This is a genomic window from Kitasatospora purpeofusca, assembly GCF_042691725.1.
GTDB lineage: Bacteria > Actinomycetota > Actinomycetes > Streptomycetales > Streptomycetaceae > Kitasatospora > Kitasatospora purpeofusca_B.
Genome location: NZ_CP170483.1, coordinates 2263977 through 2285434, shown reverse-complemented (window position 1 = coordinate 2285434; position 21458 = coordinate 2263977). Strand labels below are relative to the sequence as shown.

17 protein-coding genes are annotated in these 21458 nt (G+C 71.4%); 13 read left to right on the top strand and 4 right to left on the bottom strand.

The genetic code is table 11. The annotated features are described in order from the left end of the window. Positions 1-4: 4 nt before the first annotated feature. On the bottom strand, positions 5-1105 hold the full coding sequence (locus tag ACFCLZ_RS09200; protein WP_380284308.1) for a hypothetical protein: 1101 nt from the start codon (positions 1103-1105) through the stop codon (positions 5-7). A 145-nt stretch (positions 1106-1250) separates the two neighbouring features. Between ACFCLZ_RS09200 and metH the strand changes: the two genes are divergently transcribed. The 3 genes from metH (at position 1251) to ACFCLZ_RS09185 (ending at position 7495) form a co-directional block, all read left to right on the top strand. Beyond that, entirely contained in the window at positions 1251-4760 is a 3510-nt protein-coding gene (gene metH, locus ACFCLZ_RS09195; RefSeq protein ID WP_380284306.1) for a methionine synthase, read from the top strand. A gap of 140 nt (positions 4761-4900) precedes the next feature. After that, the gene (locus ACFCLZ_RS09190; protein WP_380284305.1) at positions 4901-5602 is read left to right on the top strand and encodes an HAD family hydrolase; all 702 of its coding nucleotides are present in this window, start codon (positions 4901-4903) and stop codon (positions 5600-5602) included. Positions 5603-5893: 291 nt separating this feature from the next. Beyond that, positions 5894-7495 (top strand): ABC transporter substrate-binding protein, encoded by a 1602-nt coding sequence (locus ACFCLZ_RS09185; RefSeq protein WP_380284304.1) that lies wholly within the window; start codon positions 5894-5896, stop codon positions 7493-7495. Between the two features lie 102 nt (positions 7496-7597). Here ACFCLZ_RS09185 and ACFCLZ_RS09180 read toward each other — a convergent pair whose 3' ends face one another. Both ACFCLZ_RS09180 and ACFCLZ_RS09175 read right to left on the bottom strand, forming a co-directional pair. Continuing rightward, positions 7598-8269: a response regulator transcription factor gene (locus ACFCLZ_RS09180; protein WP_030299918.1), complete on the bottom strand. Its 672-nt coding sequence runs from the start codon at positions 8267-8269 to the stop codon at positions 7598-7600. Then, complete coding sequence (locus ACFCLZ_RS09175; protein ID WP_380284303.1) at positions 8270-9178, bottom strand: RecB family exonuclease; 909 nt, start codon at positions 9176-9178, stop codon at positions 8270-8272. Between the two features lie 181 nt (positions 9179-9359). Between ACFCLZ_RS09175 and ACFCLZ_RS09170 the strand changes: the two genes are divergently transcribed. The 3 genes from ACFCLZ_RS09170 to ACFCLZ_RS09160 all read left to right on the top strand — a co-directional run bounded on the left by ACFCLZ_RS09170 (position 9360) and on the right by ACFCLZ_RS09160 (position 12325). Then, positions 9360-10580, top strand: a complete 1221-nt coding sequence (locus tag ACFCLZ_RS09170; RefSeq protein ID WP_380284302.1) for a site-2 protease family protein — start codon at positions 9360-9362, stop codon at positions 10578-10580. 49 nt (positions 10581-10629) lie between these two features. Continuing rightward, a complete protein-coding gene (locus ACFCLZ_RS09165; protein ID WP_380284301.1) occupies positions 10630-11589 on the top strand; it encodes a tRNA (adenine-N1)-methyltransferase in 960 nt (319 codons plus the stop codon). Positions 11590-11683: 94 nt separating this feature from the next. Then, the gene (locus tag ACFCLZ_RS09160; RefSeq protein ID WP_380284299.1) at positions 11684-12325 is read left to right on the top strand and encodes a hypothetical protein; all 642 of its coding nucleotides are present in this window, start codon (positions 11684-11686) and stop codon (positions 12323-12325) included. Between the two features lie 13 nt (positions 12326-12338). Here the strand turns inward: ACFCLZ_RS09160 and ACFCLZ_RS09155 are convergent, their stop codons facing one another. After that, positions 12339-12641 (bottom strand): ferredoxin, encoded by a 303-nt coding sequence (locus tag ACFCLZ_RS09155; RefSeq protein WP_380284298.1) that lies wholly within the window; start codon positions 12639-12641, stop codon positions 12339-12341. Positions 12642-12927: 286 nt separating this feature from the next. Between ACFCLZ_RS09155 and arc the strand changes: the two genes are divergently transcribed. From arc to ACFCLZ_RS09120, 7 genes are all read left to right on the top strand, one after another. Further along, on the top strand, positions 12928-14694 hold the full coding sequence (arc, locus tag ACFCLZ_RS09150) for a proteasome ATPase (protein WP_376087280.1): 1767 nt from the start codon (positions 12928-12930) through the stop codon (positions 14692-14694). A gap of 216 nt (positions 14695-14910) precedes the next feature. Beyond that, positions 14911-16422 (top strand): depupylase/deamidase Dop, encoded by a 1512-nt coding sequence (dop, locus tag ACFCLZ_RS09145; RefSeq protein WP_380284297.1) that lies wholly within the window; start codon positions 14911-14913, stop codon positions 16420-16422. A 180-nt stretch (positions 16423-16602) separates the two neighbouring features. After that, positions 16603-16821 carry a ubiquitin-like protein Pup gene (locus tag ACFCLZ_RS09140; protein ID WP_030299936.1) on the top strand — a complete coding sequence of 73 codons (219 nt, stop codon included), beginning with the start codon at positions 16603-16605 and terminating at the stop codon, positions 16819-16821. A gap of 184 nt (positions 16822-17005) precedes the next feature. Then, the gene (prcB, locus tag ACFCLZ_RS09135; protein WP_380284296.1) at positions 17006-17845 is read left to right on the top strand and encodes a proteasome subunit beta; all 840 of its coding nucleotides are present in this window, start codon (positions 17006-17008) and stop codon (positions 17843-17845) included. 32 nt (positions 17846-17877) lie between these two features. Beyond that, positions 17878-18663: a proteasome subunit alpha gene (prcA, locus tag ACFCLZ_RS09130; RefSeq protein ID WP_380284295.1), complete on the top strand. Its 786-nt coding sequence runs from the start codon at positions 17878-17880 to the stop codon at positions 18661-18663. Positions 18664-18789: 126 nt separating this feature from the next. Beyond that, entirely contained in the window at positions 18790-20151 is a 1362-nt protein-coding gene (gene pafA, locus ACFCLZ_RS09125) for a Pup--protein ligase (protein ID WP_350545455.1), read from the top strand. Between the two features lie 160 nt (positions 20152-20311). Continuing rightward, positions 20312-21304: an FKBP-type peptidyl-prolyl cis-trans isomerase gene (locus ACFCLZ_RS09120; protein ID WP_380284294.1), complete on the top strand. Its 993-nt coding sequence runs from the start codon at positions 20312-20314 to the stop codon at positions 21302-21304. Positions 21305-21458 lie beyond the last annotated feature (154 nt).

Here is a 21458-nt window from a genome sequence, read left to right as displayed (position 1 = left end):
CGCCCTACCGCACCCACTCGCGGCGGTAGTCGGCCCAGTTCTGCTCGGTGGCGGCGAAGTCCACGTACAGCCCGACGCCGAAGTTGCGCCGCTGGAGGTCGTGGCGCCCCAGGCCCAGCCGGATGCCCCGGATCCCGGCGCTCACCGTCTCGGCGCGGCCCCAGTGGCCCCACTTGTCCTCCCAGTAGAACGGCAGGCCCATCAGCAGGTCGACGTCCTCCGGCGTGGCCTCCAGGGCGAGCTCGGTCTGGTAGGCGTTGTAGCCGCCGTAGAAGCCCTCGGTGGGCATGCTGGAGTCGTAGGTCATCATCGCGATCTGGTCGACCCGGCGGGCGGTGGCGGCGAAGTACGCCTGGTCCCACCACTTGCCGTGGCCGGTGAGCGCGATGCCGAGGTTGTGCTGGTAGGGCAGCGGGTCGATCTGCGGGGCGGCCACCGACAGCACGGCGCCGCGCCCGGCGGTGACCGGGCGGACCCGCTCCAGCAGGTCGAGCCAGCCCTTCGAGCCGGGCCGGATCGGCTCCATGTCGAAGTGCACGCCGTCGAAGCCCTGGTCCAGCACCTGGCCGGCGGAGGCGGTGACCCGCTCGCGGGTGGCGGTGTCCTCCAGGTCGAGGGCGTCCTTCTCCGGCTTCACCTCGTCGCCGAGCCAGCCCTGCACCCGGATCCCGGGCAGCGCCCGGTGCGCGGCGTCGGTGAACCACCGTGCGCGGGGGTGCACGGCGGGCGGGAGCGAGCCGTCGTGCTCCAGCGGGCCGGTGTGCACGTACAGGTCGCGGATGCCGGTGCCGGCCAGCCGCCGGGCGAGCTCGGCGAGGTCGGCGTCACCCTTCCGGCCGTCGACCCACGCGTGGCCCAGCCAGACGGCGTCACGGCCCCGGGTGCGGGCCTCGGGGGAGGGGTCGCCGACGTACTGCAGGCGCAGCGCGAGCGCCGCCGAACCGACCGGCACGGCCACCACGGCGAGCAGCGCACCCGCCACCACCAGGGCCTTCCGCCACCGCGACCAGCCGCGCCAGCGGGCCCGCAGCGCCCGCGCCCGGGCCCCCGTCCAGTGCAGTGCCCCGCGCGCCCCGTCTCGAATGCGCGTCCGGAATGTGGTCATGCCGTGGGCTCCCCCCTCATGGCCGAGCGCTCAGGATACGGAACAGGTGCTCACCTCCTGGCGGGGGCCGGATACCCTGGCCACGTGCGTCCCCGATTCAGCGGGTTCGCAAAGCCGACAGCCGTCGCACCCAGGGAGAAGCCCCATGGCCACCGCAGCCGCCCCGTCCGTCACCCAGCAGAGCCGCGCGAACGCGCTGCGCGAGGCACTCGCCACCCGTGTGGTGGTCGCCGACGGGGCGATGGGCACCATGCTCCAGGCACAGGATCCGACGCTGGAGGACTTCCAGAACCTGGAGGGCTGCAACGAGGTCCTCAACCTCACCCGGCCCGACATCGTCCGCTCCGTGCACGACGCCTACTTCGCGGTGGGCGTGGACTGCGTGGAGACCAACACCTTCGGCGCCAACTTCTCCGCGCTCGGCGAGTACGAGATCTCCGAGCGCGTCTTCGAGCTCTCCGAGGCCGGTGCCCGGCTGGCCCGCGAGTCCGCCGACGCGCACGGCGCCGAGGACGGCCGGCTGCGCTGGGTGCTCGGCTCGATCGGCCCCGGCACCAAGCTGCCGACCCTCGGCCACGCCCCCTACGAGACGCTGCGCGAGGGTTTCCGGCAGAACGCGGCCGGCCTGATCGCCGGCGGCGCGGACGCCCTGCTGGTGGAGACCAGCCAGGACCTGCTGCAGACCAAGGCCGCGATCCTGGGCTCCAAGCAGGCGCTGGCCGAGGCGGGCCTGGACCTGCCGGTGCTGGTCCAGGTGACCGTGGAGACCACCGGCACCATGCTGCTCGGTTCGGAGATCGGCGCCGCGCTGACCGCCCTGGAGCCGCTGGGCGTCGACTACATCGGCCTGAACTGCGCCACCGGCCCGGCCGAGATGAGCGAGCACCTGCGCTACCTGGCGAAGAACGCCCGGATCGGCCTGTCCTGCATGCCGAACGCCGGTCTGCCGGTGCTGGGCAAGGACGGCGCGCACTACCCGCTGAGCCCGGCCGAGCTGGCCGACGCGCACGACGTCTTCACCCGCGAGTACGGACTGTCGCTGGTCGGCGGCTGCTGCGGCACCACGCCCGAGCACCTGCGCCAGGTGGTCGAGCGGGTGCAGGGCCGCCCGGTGGCCGCGCGCGACCCGCGCCCGGAGCCGGCCGCCGCCTCGCTCTACCAGTCGGTGCCGTTCCGCCAGGACACCTCGTACCTGGCGATCGGCGAGCGCACCAACGCCAACGGCTCGAAGAAGTTCCGCGAGTCGATGCTGGCCGGCGACTGGCAGGCCTGCGTGGAGATCGCCCGCGACCAGATCCGCGACGGCTCGCACCTGCTGGACCTGTGCGTGGACTACGTCGGCCGCGACGGCGTCGCCGACATGAAGGAGATCGCCGGCCGGCTGGCCACCGCCTCGACCCTGCCGATCGTGCTGGACTCCACCGAGCCGGAGGTGCTGCGGGCGGGCCTGGAGGCGCTCGGCGGCCGCGCGGTGCTCAACTCGGTCAACTACGAGGACGGCAACACCCCGCAGTCGCGCTTCGGCCGGATCGCCTCGCTGGCCCGCGAGCACGGCGCCGGCCTGATCGCGCTCACCATCGACGAGGAGGGCCAGGCCCGCACCGCCGGGACGAAGGTGGAGATCGCCGAGCGGCTGATCGCCGAGCTCACCGCCGACTACGGCATCGACGAGGGCTCCATCCTGGTCGACTGCCTGACCTTCACCCTGGCCACCGGCCAGGAGGAGTCCCGCCGGGACGGCATCGAGACCATCGAGGCGATCCGCGAGCTGAAGCGGCGCCGCCCGGCGGTGCAGACCACGCTGGGCCTGTCCAACATCTCCTTCGGCCTCAACCCGGCCGCCCGGGTCGTCCTCAACTCGGTCTTCCTGCACGAGTGCGTGGAGGCCGGCCTGGACTCGGCCATCGTGCACGCCTCCAAGATCCTGCCGATCGCGCGGATCCCGGAGGAGCAGCGCGAGGCCGCGCTCGACCTGGTGTACGACCGCCGTCGGGAGGGCTACGACCCGCTGCAGCGCCTGCTGGAGCTGTTCGAGGGCGTCTCCTCGGCCTCGGTCAGGGCGTCCAAGGCGGAGGAGCTGGCCGCGCTGCCGCTGGAGGAGCGCCTCCAGCGCCGGATCATCGACGGCGAGCGGAACGGCCTGGAGGCCGACCTGGACCAGGCGCTGAGCGCCCGCCCGGCGCTGGAGATCATCAACGACACCCTGCTGTCCGGCATGAAGGTGGTCGGCGAGCTGTTCGGCTCCGGCCAGATGCAGCTGCCGTTCGTGCTCCAGTCCGCCGAGGTGATGAAGACCGCGGTGGCCCACCTGGAGCCGTACATGGAGAAGTCCGACTCGGAGGGCAAGGGCACCATCGTGCTGGCCACCGTGAAGGGCGACGTCCACGACATCGGCAAGAACCTGGTCGACATCATCCTGTCCAACAACGGCTACAACGTGGTCAACCTGGGCATCAAGCAGCCGGTCTCGGCGATCCTGGACGCCGCGCAGGAGCACAACGCGGACGTCATCGGGATGTCCGGCCTGCTGGTCAAGTCCACCGTGATCATGAAGGAGAACCTGGAGGAGCTGAACCAGCGCAGGCTGGCGGCCCAGTTCCCGGTGATCCTCGGCGGCGCCGCGCTGACCCGTGCCTACGTCGAGCAGGACCTGCACGAGATCTACGAGGGCGAGGTCCGCTACGCCCGGGACGCCTTCGAGGGCCTGCGGCTGATGGACGCGCTGGTCGCGGTCAAGCGCGGGGTGCCGGGTGCGGTGCTGCCGGAGCTCAAGCAGCGCCGGCACGCCCGGGTGGAGGTCGCGGAGCCGGAGGAGGTCAACCTCGGCCAGATCCGCTCCGACGTGGCGGTGGACAACCGGCTGCCGGCCCCGCCGTTCTGGGGCGAGCGGATCGTCAAGGGCGTGCCGTTCGCCGACTACGCCTCCTGGCTGGACGAGGACGCGCTGTTCAAGGGGCAGTGGGGCCTGAAGGCCGCCCGCACCGGCGAGGGGCCCTCCTACGAGGAGCTGGTGGAGACCGAGGGCCGGCCGCGGCTGCGGATGTGGCTGGACCGGCTGCAGACCGAGGGCTGGCTGGAGGCGGCCGTGGTCTACGGCTACTTCCCGGCCAACTCCAAGGGCGACGACCTGATCGTCTTCCACGAGGACGGCACCGAGCGGACCCGCTTCACCTTCCCGCGCCAGCGGCGCGGGCGGCGGCTGTGCCTGGCGGACTTCTTCCGCCCGGAGGAGTCCGGGGTGCGCGACGTGGTCGGCCTGCAGGTGGTCACCATGGGCAACCGGATCTCCGAGGCGGCCAACGAGCTGTTCGCGAACAACGCCTACCGCGACTACCTGGAGCTGCACGGCCTGTCCGTCCAGCTGGCCGAGGCGCTGGCCGAGTTCTGGCACGCCCGGGTCCGCTACGAGCTGGGCTTCGGGGACGAGGACCCGCAGGACGTCAAGGACATGTTCGCGCTCAAGTACCGCGGCGCCCGCTTCTCGCTGGGCTACGGCGCCTGCCCGGAGCTGGAGGACCGCGCCAAGATCGCCGAGCTGCTGAAGCCCGAGCGGATCGGCGTGGTGCTCTCCGAGGAGTTCCAGCTGCACCCGGAGCAGTCCACCGACGCGATCGTGATCCACCACCCGGAGGCGAAGTACTTCAACGCCCGGTAACGCCCGTGTCGCGCATCGTTCGCCCGATCCGGGCGGCCCGGGCGTATTCTTGATGACCCTGAACGGGCCGGTCCGCTCACCAGCGGGCCGGCCCGTGCCATCCCCGGGACCGATCCGGGCTCGGACGGAAGGATCCCGCCATGACCACCATCTCCACCGCCACCCAGACCCTCGGCGGCGACGACCGGGGCCTCCAGGCGGTGCTGCTGGACATGGACGGGACGCTGGTCGACACCGAGGACTTCTGGTGGCAGGCCGAGGCCTCGCTCTTCGCCGACCTCGGCCACCAGCTGACCGCCGAGGACCGCGCGCACGTGGTCGGCGGTCCGATGACCCGGGTGATCGACCACCTGTTGAGCAGCACCGGCGTGGACCTGTCGCCGGCCGACCTGACCGTGCTGATCAACCAGCGCTTCGTCGACCTGCTGGGCGGCGGGGTGCCGCTGATGCCGGGCGCCGAGCGGCTGCTCAACACGCTGGCGGCGCACGGCGTGCCGGCCGCGCTGGTGTCCGCCTCGCACCGGCACATCATCGACATCGTGCTCCGCTCGCTGGGCGCCGAGCACTTCGCGTTCTCGGTCGCCGGGGACGAGGTGCCGCGCACCAAGCCGCATCCGGACCCGTACCTGGAGGCGGCCCGCCGGCTGGGCGCCGACCCGGCCCGCTGCGTGGTGGTGGAGGACGCGCCGACCGGGGTGCGGGCCGCCGAGGCGGCCGGCTGCCCGGTGATCGCGGTGCCCTCGGTGACGCCGATCGAGCCGGCGCCGGGACGCCTGGTGCTCTCCTCGCTGGAGCAGGTCGACCTGGAGCTGTTGCGCTCCCTGGTGACCTCGCGAGTGTGATTGTCGTCTCATTGCGGAGCGGCGGGGCCCGCCGGTAAGCGGGCGGACCGGGCCGGGTCCGGGGAGCGTCCCGGGAGAAAACGGGCATTGCCTGACAACTCGTCGGACAGCCCTGACCAGAGCCCCGCCGCCGTGTCCCAACCGTCACCTTTGCGGGTGCCGGGGGGGCGTGTTCGATATGGCACGCTACTCGGGTTCGTTCCACCCCCCGAGCCCAGGCACCGCCGCTGACGGGCACCCCCGTCGTGCCCGCGATCGCAGCCGGACCGCACCCCCAGAAGGACGCGACCCGTGAAGACTTCAGCTGAACGACTGGCCGTGCTCGGCTGTGCCGGAATCGTCGCCGCCTCGGTGGCCGGCTGCGGATCGGTCACCGACGCCGTCAAGGGGGACGGCGACAAGTCGATCACCATGGGCACCACCGCGCTGACCGGCGCCCTGGACCCGGCCATCGCCTACGACGCCGGCTCCTGGCTGCTGCTGCGCAACACCTTCCAGTCGCTGCTCAGCTACCCGGCCGCCTCCAGCGCGCCCACCCCGGACGCCGCCCAGTCCTGCGAGTTCACCGCCGGCGACGCCACCCAGTACCACTGCACGCTCAGGACCGGGCTGAAGTTCTCCAACGGCCACGCGCTCACCGCCGCCGACGTCGTCCACTCGATCCAGCGGACCCTGAAGATCAACGACCCGAACGGCCCGGCCGGTCTGCTGTCGTCGATCAAGTCCGTCGAGGCGCCCAACGACACCGAGGTGGTCTTCCACCTCGCCCAGCCCGACGCCACCCTCCCGGCCAAGCTGGCCGGCCCGGCCGGCGCCATCGTCGACCAGGAGCTCTACCCGGCCGACAAGGCGCTGCCCAACGACAAGCTGGTCGGCTCCGGCCCCTACAAGATCGACTCGGTCGAGGCGATGGCCAAGGGCGGCCCGGCGAAGGTCGTGCTGCTGCCGAACGACAAGTACACCGGCGACGCCAAGCTGCGGAACAAGAAGTTCACCCTGCGCTACTTCGACAAGCCGGCCGACCTCAAGGCCGCGCTGGACAGCGGCCAGGTCGACCTCGCCGACAACAGCCTGGAGCCGAACACCGCCGCCCAGATCCTCTCCGACCAGCAGGGCGGCAAGACCGACCTGCGCGTCGTCGAGGGCGACAGCAACGACACCCGCTACCTGGTCTTCAACACCAAGGACGCCACCGGCGGCAACCTCGCCGTCCGCCAGGCCGCCGCCCAGCTGATCGACCGCAAGGCGCTGGCCCGCGACGTCTTCGCGCGCACCGTCCAGCCGCTGTACTCGATGGTCCCGGCCGGCGTCACCGGCCACAACACGGCCTTCTTCGACCGCTACGGCGACCAGGACGTCGCCAAGGCCAAGGCGATCCTCACCGCCGCCAAGGTGCCCACCCCGGTCAAGCTCACCCTCACCTGGTCGCGCTCGCGCGCCGAGTCCGTCGAGCCCGAGACCCTGAAGAAGCAGCTGGAGGCCGGCGGCCTGTTCCAGATCACGGTCCAGCAGGAGCCCGACTGGGACACGTACAAGAAGGGCTGGAACGAGGGCAAGTACCAGCTGTACACGATCGGCTGGTTCGCGGACTACCCGGATCCGGACAACTACGTCGCCCCGCTGATCGTCGACGGCGGTGCCTACCACCACGGCTGGGACGACCCGCAGATCAGCCAGAAGCTGGTGCCCGAGACCCTCAAGCAGACCGACCGGGCCGCCGCGACCGGCGCCTACGCCCAGATCCAGGGCATCGTCGCCACCAACGCCCCGCTCATCCCGCTGTTCCAGAACAAGGCGTTCTTCACCTCCCGCGCCAACATCACCGGCGTGGAGTCCACCGTCGACACCACCGGCTTCTTCCGCTTCTGGGAGATCGGCCGCAGCGGCAAGTAGCCCCCGGCAACGCGGCGGCCCGCCCGCCCGCAGCACGGCGGCCCGCCCGCTCCGCCCGGTTCCGACCGGGGAGCGGACGGGCCGCCGTCCGTTTCCGGGCCCCTACAGCGCGCCCGGGCGCACCAGGCCGCTCTCGTAGGCGTACACCGCCGCCTGCACCCGGTCCCGCAGCTGCAGCTTGGTCAGCACATGGCCGACGTGCGTCTTCACCGTCGTCTCGCTGACGAACAGCTCCGCCGCGATCTCCGCGTTGGACAGCCCGCGCGCCACCAGCTTCAGCACCTCCAGCTCCCGCTCGGTCAGCGCGTTCAGCGCCTGCGGCGGCGCCTCCTCGCCCGACGGCAGCTTGGTGGCGTACATGTCCAGCAGCCTGCGGGTGATCGACGGCGCCAGCATCGCCGCGCCGTCCGCCACCACCCGGATCGCCTGCACCAGCTCCTCGGCCGGCACGTCCTTCAGCAGGAAGCCGCTCGCCCCCGCGCGCAGTGCCTCCACCACGTACTCGTCCAGGTCGAAGGTGGTCAGCACCAGCACCTTCGCCGGACCGTCCCGCCCCGGACCGGCGATCCGGCGGGTCGCCTCCACGCCGTCCATCCTCGGCATCCGGATGTCCATCAGCACCACGTCGGGCTGCAGCGCCCGCACCTGGTCCAGCGCCTGCTGGCCGTCGCCGGCCTCGCCGACCACCACCAGGTCGGACTCGGCCTCCAGGATCATCCGGAAACCGGTGCGCAGCAGTGGCTGGTCGTCGACCAGCAGCACTCGGATCGTCACCTACGACTCCTTGCTCGTCGGATCCCCCGTGGGATCGACCTCGTCGGACGTACGCGTCAGTGGCAGCGGGTACGGCGGGGGCGTGCCGCCGAACTCCGGACAGCTGGCCTGGTGGTCGCACCAGTCGCAGAGCCGGTTGCGGGTCGCCGGGAAGTCGCCGGTGGCCACCGCCCGGCCGATCCGCTCCCACAGCGCCAGCAGCTTGCGCTCCACCGCGAGCAGGTCGGTCTCGTCCGGGTCGTAACTGACCACGTCCCCGCCGCCGCCCAGGTAGACCAGCTGCAGCCGCTTGGGGATCACGCCCTTCCAGCGCCAGACCACCAACGCGTAGAACTTCATCTGGAACATCGCCTTGCCCTCGAAGTCCCGCGAGGGCGCCCGGCCGGTCTTGTAGTCCACCAGCCGGACCTCACCGGTCGGTGCGACGTCCACCCGGTCGATGTAGCCGCGCAGCAGCAGCCCCGACTCCAGCGCCGTCTCCACGTACAGCTCGCGCTCCACCGGGTGCAGCCGGGTCGGGTCCTCCAGCCGGAACCACTGGCCGACCAGCTTCTCCGCGTCCGCCAGCCAGCGGGTCAGCGCCGCGCCGTCCGGGTCCTCCGGGAACAGCCCGGCCAGCTCCGGGCGCTCGCCCAGCAGCCGCTCCCACTGCGGGCGCAGCAGCCCCAGCGCCCGCTCCGGCGTCCGGTCGGTCGCCGGCGAGTCGAACAGCCGCTCCAGCACCGCGTGCACCAGGGTGCCCCGGGTCGCCGCCGGGCTCGGCGGCTCCGGCAGCCGGTCGATCACCCGCAGCCGGTACAACAGCGGGCAGGTCAGGAAGTCGCCCGCGCGCGACGGGGACAGCCCGGTCGGGGCCGCCGCCGGACGGGGCGGGACCGCGGCGGGACTGCTGGTGTCGGTCTGCTGCATACCCCAGACCCTATTGCCCTGCGCTGTCATCCCGCTGCCACGGTGCTGCCGGAAAGCGGTCGCCACGGGGTATGAACGCAGTGGGAAGGCGAGGGGCGGGCGCCGGACGGCGGCCGCGATCACGTAGCGTGGGCGCACCGGCGCGCGGCGCGCTGCGGGGGCGACGGAGGAAGGGAACACGGTGAGCGACTCCAGGGGGCAGCAGACCTCCGACCAGCCACCGCAGGGCGGCGGCCACCGGCCAGGGACCCCACCGCCCCGGGAGCCGGAGCCCCGCGGCGGCATCCTGATGGGCCGCCCCTTCGGCGTGCCGATCTACGTCACCCCGTCCTGGTTCGTCATCGCGGCCCTGATCACCTGGGTCTTCGGCGGCCAGCTCGAGCGGGTGCTGCCCGGCCTCGGCGCCGCCCGCTACCTGGTCGCGTTCTCCTTCGCCGTCGCCTTCTACGGCTCGGTGCTGGTCCACGAGCTCGCCCACACCCTGGTCGCGCTGCGCTACAAGCTCGGCGTGCGCCGCATCCAGCTCCAGTTCTTCGGCGGCGTCTCGGAGATCGAGAACGAGGCCGAACGCCCCTGGCGGGAGTTCTGGCTGGCGTTCGTCGGCCCGCTGCTCTCCCTCGTCCTCGGCGGCGTCTTCTACCTCGCCCTCCAGGCCGTCGAGGTCGCCACCGTCCCCGGAGTGCTGCTCACCGGCCTGATGGTCTCCAACCTCGTCGTCGCCGCCTTCAACCTGCTGCCCGGCCTGCCGCTGGACGGCGGCCGGATGCTGCGCGCCGTCGTCTGGGCCGCCACCGGCCGGCCGATGACCGGCACCGTCGCCGCCGCCTGGGCCGGCCGGGCGCTGGCCATCGCCGTCCTGGTCGGCCTGCCGCTGATCAGCTCCGCCCGCGCACTCGACCGCAGCCGCACCGACACCCTGGTCGACGCCGTCCTCGCGGCCGTCCTCGCCGCGATCATCTGGAACGGTGCCACCGGCGCGCTGCGCAACGCCCGGCTCAAGGAGGCGCTGCCCGGCCTGCGGCTGCGCGACCTCGCCCGCCGGGCCGTCGAGGTCACCGCCGACACCCCGCTCGGCGAGGCCATGCGGCGCGCCCGCGAGGCCCAGGCCGGCGCGGTCGTGGTCGTCGACGGCCGCGGCGAGCCGATCGCCATCCTCCGGGAGGCGGCCGTCCGCTCCGTCCCCGAGCACCGCCGCCCCTGGGTCGCCGTCGGCCCGCTCGCCCGCGACCTCGAACCCGGGCTGCTGCTCTCCGCCGACCTGGCCGGCGAGGACCTGCTGCGCGCCGTGCGGGCCACCCCCGCGGGGGAGTACCTCGTGGTCGAGGAGGACGGCCGGACGTACGGGGTCGCCGCGCTCACCGACATCGAACAGCGGCTGACCGCCGCCGTCACCGGCCGCTGAAAGGATCACCTGGTAAGCCGGACGGTCCGCTTCCCTTAGGATTGTCCGCATGTCCGAACCGACCGGTGCCGCCCGCCGACGAGGGCCCTTCCAGGTCGGGGACCAGGTCCAGCTGACCGACCCCAAGGGCCGCCACTACACGTTCACGCTCCAGGCCGGGAACCAGTTCCACACCCACAAGGGTGCGTTCCCGCACGACGAGCTGATCGGCGCCCCCGAGGGCACGGTCGTGCGCACCACGGGGAACGTCCCGTACCTCGCGCTGCGCCCCCTGCTCCCCGACTACGTCCTGTCCATGCCTCGCGGTGCCGCCGTGATCTACCCCAAGGACGCCGGGCAGATCCTGGCGATGGCCGACATCTTCGCCGGCGCCCGCGTGGTCGAGGCCGGCGTCGGCTCCGGCGCGCTCTCCACCTACCTGCTGCGCGCCGTCGGCGACACCGGCCTGCTCGCCTCCTACGAGCGCCGCCAGGACTTCGCCGACATCGCCAAGGGCAACGTCGAGCGCTACTTCGGCGGTTCGCACCCGGCGTGGAAGCTCACCGTCGGCGACCTCCAGGACAACCTGGTCGAGACCGACGTCGACCGCGTCATCCTCGACATGCTCGCCCCCTGGGAGTGCCTGGACGTCGCCTCCAGGGCGCTCGTCCCCGGCGGCCTCATCTGCTGCTACGTGGCCACCACCACGCAGATGTCCAAGACCGTCGAGGCGCTGCGCGACCACGGCACCTTCACCGAGCCGCAGGCCTGGGAGACCATGGTCCGCACCTGGCACCTGGAGGGCCTGGCCGTCCGCCCGGACCACCGGATGATCGGCCACACCGGCTTCCTGCTCACCGCCCGCCGGCTCGCCGACGGCGTCGAGCCGCCGCTGCGCCGCCGCCGCCCGGCCAAGGGCGCCTACGGCGAGGACTACGACAACGGGGCCCCCGAGCCCAGCCTGCAGGAGCGCGCGGCCGCCCGGGCCGCCGCCCGCGTCGAGACCGCCGAGCCGGCCGACCTCGACTGAGACGCCTCCCGCAGGGGTGGTACGGCAGCGCCGTACCACCCCTGCCGCGTTCCCGCACACCCGCGCCACCGCGCCGTCGCCCCGGTGTGGGACGATGCTCGCTCACACGGACCACTGGAGGGGACGCCTGGTGGAGAGCGCGGTCGGGACGACGGCTGGACAGCAGACCGCAACGGGCCGCGGCGGCCCCCGGGACGGGCGCACCGCCCCCTGGCACTGGGCCGTGACGGTGGCCGGCTGCGCCGCCGTGGTGGCCGCCGGGCTCGCCGCGGGCCCCGCGAGCGGCGCCCCCGGGCCCGCCCGGACCACCCCCAGGGCCCTCCCCGCGGCCGCGGCCCCCGACCCCGCGAAGGCCGAACTCCCGCTCGACTGCGGGCCGTTCCCGGTGACCGTGTCCGTCAGCTTCGCCGCCGACCTCGGCGACGGCCGCCCCGGCACCGTCGCCGCCGCGCACTGCGCCGCCGAGAACGGCACCCCGCCCGACGCCGTCTACCTGCTCGGCGCCGGCCCCGGCGGGCGGCCCGCCGTGCTGGCCACCCTGCTCTCCGAGCGCGAGAACCTCACCGTCAGCCGCCTCGCGCTGCGCTCCGACGGGGCCGTCACCGCCCATGCGCGGGGCTACTCCGACGACGACGTGCCCCGGTTCGCGCCCGACATCTCGCTCGACCTCACCTGGACGCGCAAGGACGGCGGCTGGGACCGCTCCCAGACCGCCGCCCCGTCGAGCCTCACGTAACGGACATCGGCGCCTACTCGGCGTCAGGCCCGTACACCTCGACCCCGTCGGCGGCCCGGCGCACGTGGATGCAGTCGCCCGGGCAGTCCTTCACCGAGTCCACCACGTCCTGAAGCAGCGTCAGCGGCACCGGGACCGTCTGGCCGGGCTGCTGGCGCAACTCGTCGTCCTCGCCCTTCACATAGGCGAGGCCGTCGATGTCCAGCTCGAAGACCTCCGGCGCGTACTGCGCGCAGATGCCGTCGCCGGTGCACAGATCCTGGTCGATCCACACCTCCAGCGGCTCGGCCGCCGCCGTCGACTCGCTCACCGACATGATGATTGTCCGCCGTTTCTGTCCCGGGACGCCCCGTCCTGGGGCATTCCCGCCATTCGTACAACGATCGGACCTTGTGTGCCGGTCGCGATCGGATATCGACTCGATCGACGATACATCTGGTCCGCTTTGGCCCGTGCGCGGTGGGTATCCCCCTAGCAGAGGGGAAGCACGCGAGGGCGAAGATCGGACACGCCCGTTCCATCTTTCTTGATCTAGGGGTTTACGGACCCCTGGTCCCAGGTAGGGTCTGGAAGCGTCCAGCTCCCCGGAGGAGGTGAGGACCGTGGCAGCCCACGATGACGACTACAACCGCAGCACCGGCAGGCCCGCTCGTGGTTCCGACGAGGCCGCTCAGCTCTCGTACCTTGAGCAGGAAATCGCCGTCCTGCGCCGCAAGCTCGCCGACTCGCCGCGCAATTCGAGAATCCTCGAAGAGCGGATCGTCGAGCTCCAGACCAACCTGGCCGGCGTGACCGCCCAGAACGAACGGCTCGCCTCCACCCTGCGTGAGGCCCGCGACCAGATCGTGGCCCTCAAGGAGGAAGTGGACCGGCTGGCACAGCCCCCGGCCGGATTCGGCGTCTTCCTCAGCGCCAACGAGGACGACACCGCCGACATCTTCACCGGCGGCCGCAAGCTTCGTGTGAACGTCAGCCCCAACGTCGCCCTCGACGAGCTGCGGCGCGGCCAGGAAGTGATGCTCAACGAGGCCCTCAACATCGTGGACGCGATGGCCTTCGAGCGCATCGGCGACCTCGTCACCCTCAAGGAGGTCCTGGAGGACGGCGAGCGGGCCCTGGTCATCGGCCACACCGACGAGGAGCGGGTGGTCCGCCTCGCCGAACCGCTGCGCGAGGCCACCCTCCGGGCGGGGGACGCCCTGTTGCTGGAACCGCGTTCCGGCTACGTGTACGAGGTCGTGCCGAAGGCCGAGGTCGAGGAGCTGGTCCTCGAGGAGGTCCCGGACATCGACTACCGCCAGATCGGCGGCCTGGCCAACCAGATCGAGCTGATCCGCGACGCGGTCGAGCTGCCCTACCTGCACGCCGAGCTCTTCAAGGAGTACGAGCTGCGCCCGCCCAAGGGCGTGCTGCTCTACGGCCCGCCCGGCTGCGGCAAGACGCTGATCGCCAAGGCGGTGGCGAACTCGCTGGCCAAGAAGGTCGCCGAGGTCACCGGCCGGCCCCAGGGGAAGAGCTACTTCCTCAACATCAAGGGCCCCGAGCTGCTCAACAAGTACGTCGGCGAGACCGAGCGGCAGATCCGCCTGGTCTTCCAGCGGGCCCGGGAGAAGGCGGGCGAGGGCACCCCGGTCATCGTCTTCTTCGACGAGATGGAGTCGCTCTTCCGCACCCGCGGCTCCGGCGTCAGCTCGGACGTCGAGAACACCATCGTCCCCCAGCTGCTCGCCGAGATCGACGGCGTGGAGGGCCTGGAGAACGTCATCGTCATCGGCGCCTCGAACCGCGAGGACATGATCGACCCGGCGATCCTGCGGCCGGGCCGCCTGGACGTCAAGATCAAGATCGAGCGCCCGGACGCCGAGGCGGCCAAGGACATCTTCTCCAAGTACCTCAAGGACTCGCTGCCCTTCCACCCGGACGACGTCAAGGAGCACGACGGCTCCGTCGAGGCCACGGTGGCCGCGATGATCCAGTCGGTGGTGGAGCGGATGTACTCCGAGACCGAGGAGAACCGCTTCCTGGAGGTCACCTACGCCAACGGTGACAAGGAGGTCCTGTACTTCAAGGACTTCAACTCCGGCGCGATGATCCAGAACATCGTCGACCGGGCCAAGAAGATGGCCATCAAGGACTACCTCGACCACGGCCAGCGGGGCCTGCGGGTCTCCCACCTGCTCAACGCCTGCGTGGACGAGTTCAAGGAGAACGAGGACCTGCCGAACACCACCAACCCGGACGACTGGGCCCGGATCTCCGGCAAGAAGGGCGAGCGGATCGTCTTCATCCGCACCCTGGTCACGGGGAAGCAGGGCGCCGAGTCCGGCCGCTCCATCGACACTGTCGCCAACACCGGGCAGTACCTGTAACCGAACCGGTCCGGGCCTCCCGGAACGCTCGCACCCCGTCCGGCTGTGGCGCCTCGCGGCCCCGCAGCCGGACGGCGCGTCTCGGGGCCCGCCGGTCGGTGCCGCGTTCTAGGCTCGACCCACCGTTCGCGGGCAGACGGCCGGCGTCGGTGTTGTTCAGCGGTACGTCAGTGTGGACCGCCCGCCGGGGGCGGCGCACCGGGCAAGGAGGGCCGCATGACCGTACGGCGCGTGATGGGCATCGAGACCGAGTACGGGATCTCCGTTCCCGGGCACCCCAACGCCAACGCCATGCTCACCTCGTCCCAGATCGTCAACGCGTACGCGGCGGCGATGCACCGGGCACGGCGCGCCCGATGGGACTTCGAGGAGGAGAATCCGCTGCGCGACGCCCGGGGCTTCGACCTCGCACGGGACGTCGCCGACGCCAGCCAGCTGACCGACGAGGACATCGGCCTCGCCAACGTCATCCTCACCAACGGCGCGCGGTTCTACGTGGACCACGCGCACCCCGAGTACAGCTCGCCCGAGGTGACCAACCCGCGCGACGCCGTGCTCTGGGACAAGGCCGGCGAACGGATCATGGCGGCCGCCGCACAGCGCGCGCTGGAGCTGCCCAACGGGCAGAACATCCACCTGTACAAGAACAACACCGACAACAAGGGCGCCTCCTACGGCACCCACGAGAACTACCTCATGAAGCGGGCGACGCCGTTCGCCGACATCGTCCGCCACCTCACCCCGTTCTTCGTCTCGCGCCAGGTGGTCACCGGCGCCGGCCGGGTCGGCGTCGGGCAGGACGGCTCCGCCCACGGCTTCCAGATCAGCCAGCGCGCGGACTTCTTCGAGGTCGAGGTCGGCCTGGAGACGACGCTCAAGCGGCCGATCATCAACACCCGGGACGAACCGCACGCCGACGCCGAGAAGTACCGCCGGCTGCACGTGATCATCGGGGACGCCAACCTCTCCGAGATCTCCACCTACCTCAAGCTCGGCACCACCTCGCTGGTCCTGGCCATGATCGAGGACGCCTTCATCACCTCCGACCTGGCCGTCGACCAGCCGGTGCGCACCCTGCACCGGATCTCCCACGACCCCACCCTGAAGCACCTGGTCACGTTGCGCAGCGGGCGCCGGCTCACCGCCGTCCAGCTCCAGCTGGAGTACTGCGAGCTGGCCCGCAAGTACGTCGAGGACCGCTTCGGCACCGACGCCGACGAGCAGACCGTGGACGTGCTGGCCCGCTGGGAGGACGTACTGGGACGCCTGGAGCGGGACCCGATGTCGCTCTCGCGCCAGCTGGACTGGATCGCCAAGCGGGAGATCCTGGAGGGCTACCGCAGCCGGGACGCCCTGGAGTGGGACAGCCCGCGGCTGCAGCTGGTCGACCTCCAGTACAGCGACGTACGGCCCGAGAAAGGCCTCTACAACCGCCTGGTGGCCCGTGGCCGGTTCGACCGGCTGGTGACCGAGGAGGAGGTCGCCAGGGCCGTCACCAAGCCCCCGGAGGACACCCGGGCGTACTTCCGGGGGCGCTGCCTGGAACAGTACGCCGAGCACGTCGCGGCGGCCTCCTGGGACTCGGTGATCTTCGACCTGCCGGGCCGCGACTCGCTCCAGCGGGTGCCCACCCTGGAGCCGCTGCGCGGCACCCGCAACCACGTCAAGGAACTGCTGGACCGCTGCCGCACCGCGGAGGACCTGCTCCGGGTGCTCTCCGGCGGCTGACCGGTCACTATCGATCACCATGGGTGAACGCCGGGCAAATGGGAATCATCCGGGGTGACGGCGGGTGTTGGACAGGAAGCGCCACCGGCAAACCGGAAGCGGGTTGTCGCACCTTGTGTATAGGGTCGGTGCAGCAAGCAACGACCAAACCGTGCCAGACGATCGAGCGGGGTGAGGTAAATGGCGAGCAAGGACACCGGCGGCGGCCAGCAGCGGGCGAACCGCTCCTCCGAGGAGGTCGAGGAGCAGGCCGCGGAAGCGCAGAATTCGGACGAGCTCAAGGAGCGCCAGGAAAAGCTGAGCGACGACGTCGACGCGGTTCTGGACGAAATCGACGAGGTCCTGGAATCGAACGCCGAGGATTTCGTGCGGCAGTTCGTGCAAAAGGGCGGACAGTAGTCCCGGTCGGAATCCGGGCGGTTGCCCGGCGGCATTCCGGGAATTCACGGTTGCGACCGATGACGGCGGGCGGGCGGCGGGAGCCGTCCGTCCGTCCGGTCCGGCCCTCCGCCGTGCTGGACAGTGATCGTCCGGCGGGTAGGGTGCGGGCAGTGCGCGCTTCAAGCTACCTGGAAGGAATCGTGTGGAAGCCAACACTCGTGGCACCGGGCGTCTACCGGCTGCCTTCCTGACCCCGGGGTCCTCGTCGTTCCTCGACTTCCTGGAGGCCCACCGGCCCGAGCTGATCCCCGGTCGGTCCCGTCTGCCCGAGGGCGTCATCGAGGCCCCGCACGGCACGACCATCGTCGCCGCGGTCTTCGACGGCGGTGTGGTCCTCGCCGGTGACCGCCGCGCCACCATGGGCAGCATGATCGCCCAGCGGGACATGGAGAAGGTCTTCCCGGCGGACGAGTACAGCGCGATCGGCATCGCCGGCACCGCGGGCCTCGCGATCGAGATGGTCCGGATGTTCCAGCTGGAGCTGGAGCACTACGAGAAGATCGAGGGGACCGTGCTCTCCCTGGAGGGCAAGGCCAACCGGCTCACCACCATGATCCGGGGCAACCTCGGCATGGCGATGCAGGGCCTCGCGGTCGTGCCGATGTTCGCCGGCTACGACCTCGAACTCGGCCGCGGCCGGATCTTCACCTACGACGTCACCGGCGGCCGTTCCGAGGAGCGCGGCTTCGCCGCCACCGGCTCCGGCTCGGTCTTCGCCCGCGGCTCGATGAAGAAGCTCCACCGCGAGGACCTGACGGCCGTGCAGGCCTCCACCATGGTCGTCCAGGCCCTCTACGACGCGGCCGACGACGACTCCGCCACCGGCGGCCCCGACCTCGCCCGCAAGATCTTCCCGATCGTCTCGCTGATCACCGAGGACGGCTTCCGCCGGCTCACCGAGGCCGAGGTCGCCGAGATCGCCGTCTCCATCACCGACCAGCGCCTGGCCCACCCCAACGGGCCGCAGGCCCCGCTGCTCTAGCCATCAACTGAGGAAGGAAGGGACGACCGCCGGTGTCGACACCGTTCTACGTCTCCCCCCAGCAGGCCATGGCGGACCGCGCGGAGTACGCCCGCAAGGGCATCGCGCGCGGTCGCAGCGTGGTCGTGCTCACCTATGCCGACGGCATCGTCTTCGTCGCCGAGAACACCTCCCGGGCGCTCCACAAGGTGTCCGAGATCTACGACAAGATCGCCTTCGCGGCGGTCGGCCGGTACAACGAGTTCGAGAACCTGCGCATCGGCGGCGTGCGCTACGCCGACCTGCGCGGCTACACCTACGACCGGGCCGACGTCACCGCCCGGGGCCTGGCCAACGTCTACGCCCAGACCCTCGGCACCATCTTCTCCTCGGTCGGCGAGAAGCCCTACGAGGTCGAGCTGATCGTCGCCGAGGTCGGCCGCACCGGCGACGACGACCAGATCTACCGGCTCACCCCCGACGGCTCGGTCGTCGACGAGAAGAACTACGTGGTGGTCGGCGGCAACGCCGACTCGATCGGCAACTACCTGGGCCAGCGGCACCGCAGCGGGTTCTCGCTCACCGAGGCCATCAAGGTCGCGGTGGACTCGCTCGCCCGCGACCCCAACGGCGGCGCCCCGCGCGCCCTCACCCCCGACCAGCTGGAGGTGGCGGTCCTGGACCGCCAGCGCTTCCAGCAGCGCAAGTTCAAGCGGATCCTGGGCGGCCAGCTCGCCCGGCTGCTCGACGGCGACGAGTCCGCCGAGTCGGACGACTCGGACGACACGGACGGAACGGAGAAGCGGGCGGCCACCCCGCCCGGCGACTCCGACCAGTAGTGCCCACGGGGTCCCGTCCAGCGGCCGGCGACGGCGGCCGGACGGGACCCCGGTGCCCCTGCGGCGGCCCGGACGGGCTTTCGCGGAGGCGGTTTCGGACAGCTCCCATCAGAGAATGGATGGCCCATGGACCGCCGAATTTTCGGGCTGGAGAACGAGTACGGGGTCACCTGCACGTTCCGCGGGCAGCGCAGGCTGTCCCCGGACGAGGTCGCCCGCTACCTCTTCCGCCGCGTAGTCTCCTGGGGCCGCAGCAGCAACGTGTTCCTGCGCAACGGTGCCCGCCTGTACCTCGACGTCGGCTCCCACCCCGAGTACGCCACCCCCGAGTGCGACGACGTCGTCGAGCTGGTGACGCACGACAAGGCGGGCGAGCGCATCCTCGAAGGCCTGCTGGTCGACGCCGAGCGGCGGCTGCACGAGGAGGGCATCGCCGGGGACGTCTACCTCTTCAAGAACAACACCGACTCCGCCGGCAACTCCTACGGCTGCCACGAGAACTACCTGGTGGCCCGGCACGGCGAGTTCTCCCGGCTGGCCGACGTGCTCATCCCGTTCCTGGTGACCCGGCAGCTGATCTGCGGCGCCGGCAAGGTGCTGCAGACCCCGCGCGGCGCGGTCTACTGCGTCAGCCAGCGCGCCGAGCACATCTGGGAGGGCGTCAGCTCGGCGACCACCCGCTCGCGCCCGATCATCAACACCCGCGACGAGCCGCACGCCGACGCCGAGCGCTACCGCCGGCTGCACGTCATCGTCGGCGACTCCAACATGTCGGAGACCACCACCCTGCTCAAGGTGGGCTCCACCGACCTGGTGCTGCGGCTCATCGAGGCCGGCGTGGTGATGCGCGACCTCACCCTGGAGAACCCGATCCGGGCGATCCGCGAGGTCAGCCACGACCTCACCGGCACCCACCAGGTCCGGCTCGCCAACGGCCGGGAGGCCAGCGCGCTCGACATCCAGGAGGAGTACTACACCAAGGCCCTGGAGTTCGCCGACCGCAAGGGCATCAACACCGGGACCATCGCGCGCGTCCTCGACCTGTGGGGCCGCACCCTGGAGGCGGTCCGCACCGAACGCCTCGACGGGGTCGCCACCGAGATCGACTGGATCATGAAGTACAAGCTCATCGAGCGCTACCGCGAGAAGCACCAGATGAGCATGAGCAACCCCCGGGTCGCCCAGATCGACCTCGCCTACCACGACATCCACCGCCGCCGCGGCCTGTTCTACCTGCTCCAGGCCAAGAACCAGGCGCAGCGGGTGACCACCGACCTCAAGACCTTCGAGGCCAAGTCGATCCCGCCGCAGACCACCCGGGCCCGGCTGCGCGGCGACTTCATCCGCCGGGCGCAGGAGCAGCGCCGCGACTTCACCGTCGACTGGGTGCACCTCAAGCTGAACGACCAGGCGCAGCGCACCGTGCTCTGCAAGGACCCGTTCCGGTCCGTCGACGAGCGGGTGGAGAAGCTCATCGCCGGCATGTGACCGGCGCGCGGACGGGGGAGCGGCGTGCGGCCCGCGTCCTCCATCGGTGTGATCTTCGCAGCGCCCGGTCCCGGTGGTGTCTACCGGGGCCGGGCGCCGTCTGCGCATACGCTGTCCGTCGAGTCCGGAGAGCCGACTTTGACCGACAGTTAGGAACGCCGTGCGCCGCACCGCCGGGTTGCTTCTCACCCTGCCCCTGTTGCTGGCGGTGGCCTGCAGCAGCTCCACCAAGCCCGCCGGCGAGGCCACGCCCACGGCGTCGCCGACCGCCGCGCCCACCGTGCCCGCCCCGGTGAACGAGGCCTCGCCGATGCCGACGCTGTCCGGCGGCGGCTTCGGGAGCAAGGCCACCATCACCATTCCCGAGGGCCAGCAGCCCAGCGGGCAGTTCGTGGTGAACACCGTCAGCGAGGGGGACCGCTCCGCGGTCAACAAGGGCGACTGGGTGACGGTCAACTACACCGCCAAGGACTGGACCACCGGCAAGGACCTGCCCAGCTCCTACGACTCCGGCGGCAAGCCGCAGCTCTACCAGGCGGGCAGCGGGCAGCTGGTGCCGGCCTTCGACCAGAGCGTGATCGGCAAGAAGGTCGGCAGCCGGCTGCTGGTCGTCGCGCCGCCGGCCGCCGCGTTCGGCACCCAGGGCTCCACCCAGCTGGGCGTCGGCCCCGGCGACACCGTGGTGTTCGTCCTCGACATCATGGAGAGCCTGCCGCCGGACGCCACGCTCTCCGGCACCATGACGCCGCCGCCGGCGAACCTGCCGCAGGTCAAGGACAACGGCAAGGCCGCCGTCACCATCACCGTGCCGGCCGGGCAGGCCCCGCCGACCGACCTCCAGCAGGCCGTGCTGATCAAGGGCGAGGGCAAGCAGGTGAAGTCCGGGCAGACCCTGGTCGTGCAGTACACCGGGGTGCTGTGGAGCAACGGCCAGCAGTTCGACTCCTCCTGGAGCCACGGCGGCGCGCAGGCGCTGCAGATCGGCACCGGCAGCGTCATCGAGGGCTGGGACAAGGGCCTGGTCGGCCAGAACGTCGGCAGCCGGGTCCTGCTGGTGGTGCCGCCGGCGCTCGGCTACAAGGACCAGGCGCAGGGCTCCGTGCCGCCGAACTCGACCCTGGTGTTCGTCGTGGACATCCTGGAGGCCGTGTAGCGTCCGGCGGATCCGTGCCGGCCGCCCGGACGCGCACGGATCCGCACGGATCCGCACGGATTCGCGGAGATCCTTTGCGCGGGCTGGTTCGAGCCCGGGGGGATTCCGTACGCTTGGGCGGGCGCTCGCACGGGCTAGCGCCCGCCCTCATCCT

Excerpts from the sequence above, each read along its gene's own strand:
- ACFCLZ_RS09200 (WP_380284308.1), bottom strand. The coding sequence starts at position 1,105 with ATGACCACATTCCGGACGCGCATTCGAGACGGGGCGCGCGGGGCACTG.
- metH (WP_380284306.1), top strand. The coding sequence starts at position 1,251 with ATGGCCACCGCAGCCGCCCCGTCCGTCACCCAGCAGAGCCGCGCGAAC.
- ACFCLZ_RS09190 (WP_380284305.1), top strand. The coding sequence starts at position 4,901 with ATGACCACCATCTCCACCGCCACCCAGACCCTCGGCGGCGACGACCGG.
- ACFCLZ_RS09175 (WP_380284303.1), bottom strand. The coding sequence starts at position 9,178 with ATGCAGCAGACCGACACCAGCAGTCCCGCCGCGGTCCCGCCCCGTCCG.
- ACFCLZ_RS09165 (WP_380284301.1), top strand. The coding sequence starts at position 10,630 with ATGTCCGAACCGACCGGTGCCGCCCGCCGACGAGGGCCCTTCCAGGTC.
- ACFCLZ_RS09160 (WP_380284299.1), top strand. The coding sequence starts at position 11,684 with ATGCTCGCTCACACGGACCACTGGAGGGGACGCCTGGTGGAGAGCGCG.
- ACFCLZ_RS09155 (WP_380284298.1), bottom strand. The coding sequence starts at position 12,641 with ATGTCGGTGAGCGAGTCGACGGCGGCGGCCGAGCCGCTGGAGGTGTGG.
- dop (WP_380284297.1), top strand. The coding sequence starts at position 14,911 with ATGACCGTACGGCGCGTGATGGGCATCGAGACCGAGTACGGGATCTCC.
- ACFCLZ_RS09140 (WP_030299936.1), top strand. The coding sequence starts at position 16,603 with ATGGCGAGCAAGGACACCGGCGGCGGCCAGCAGCGGGCGAACCGCTCC.
- pafA (WP_350545455.1), top strand. The coding sequence starts at position 18,790 with ATGGACCGCCGAATTTTCGGGCTGGAGAACGAGTACGGGGTCACCTGC.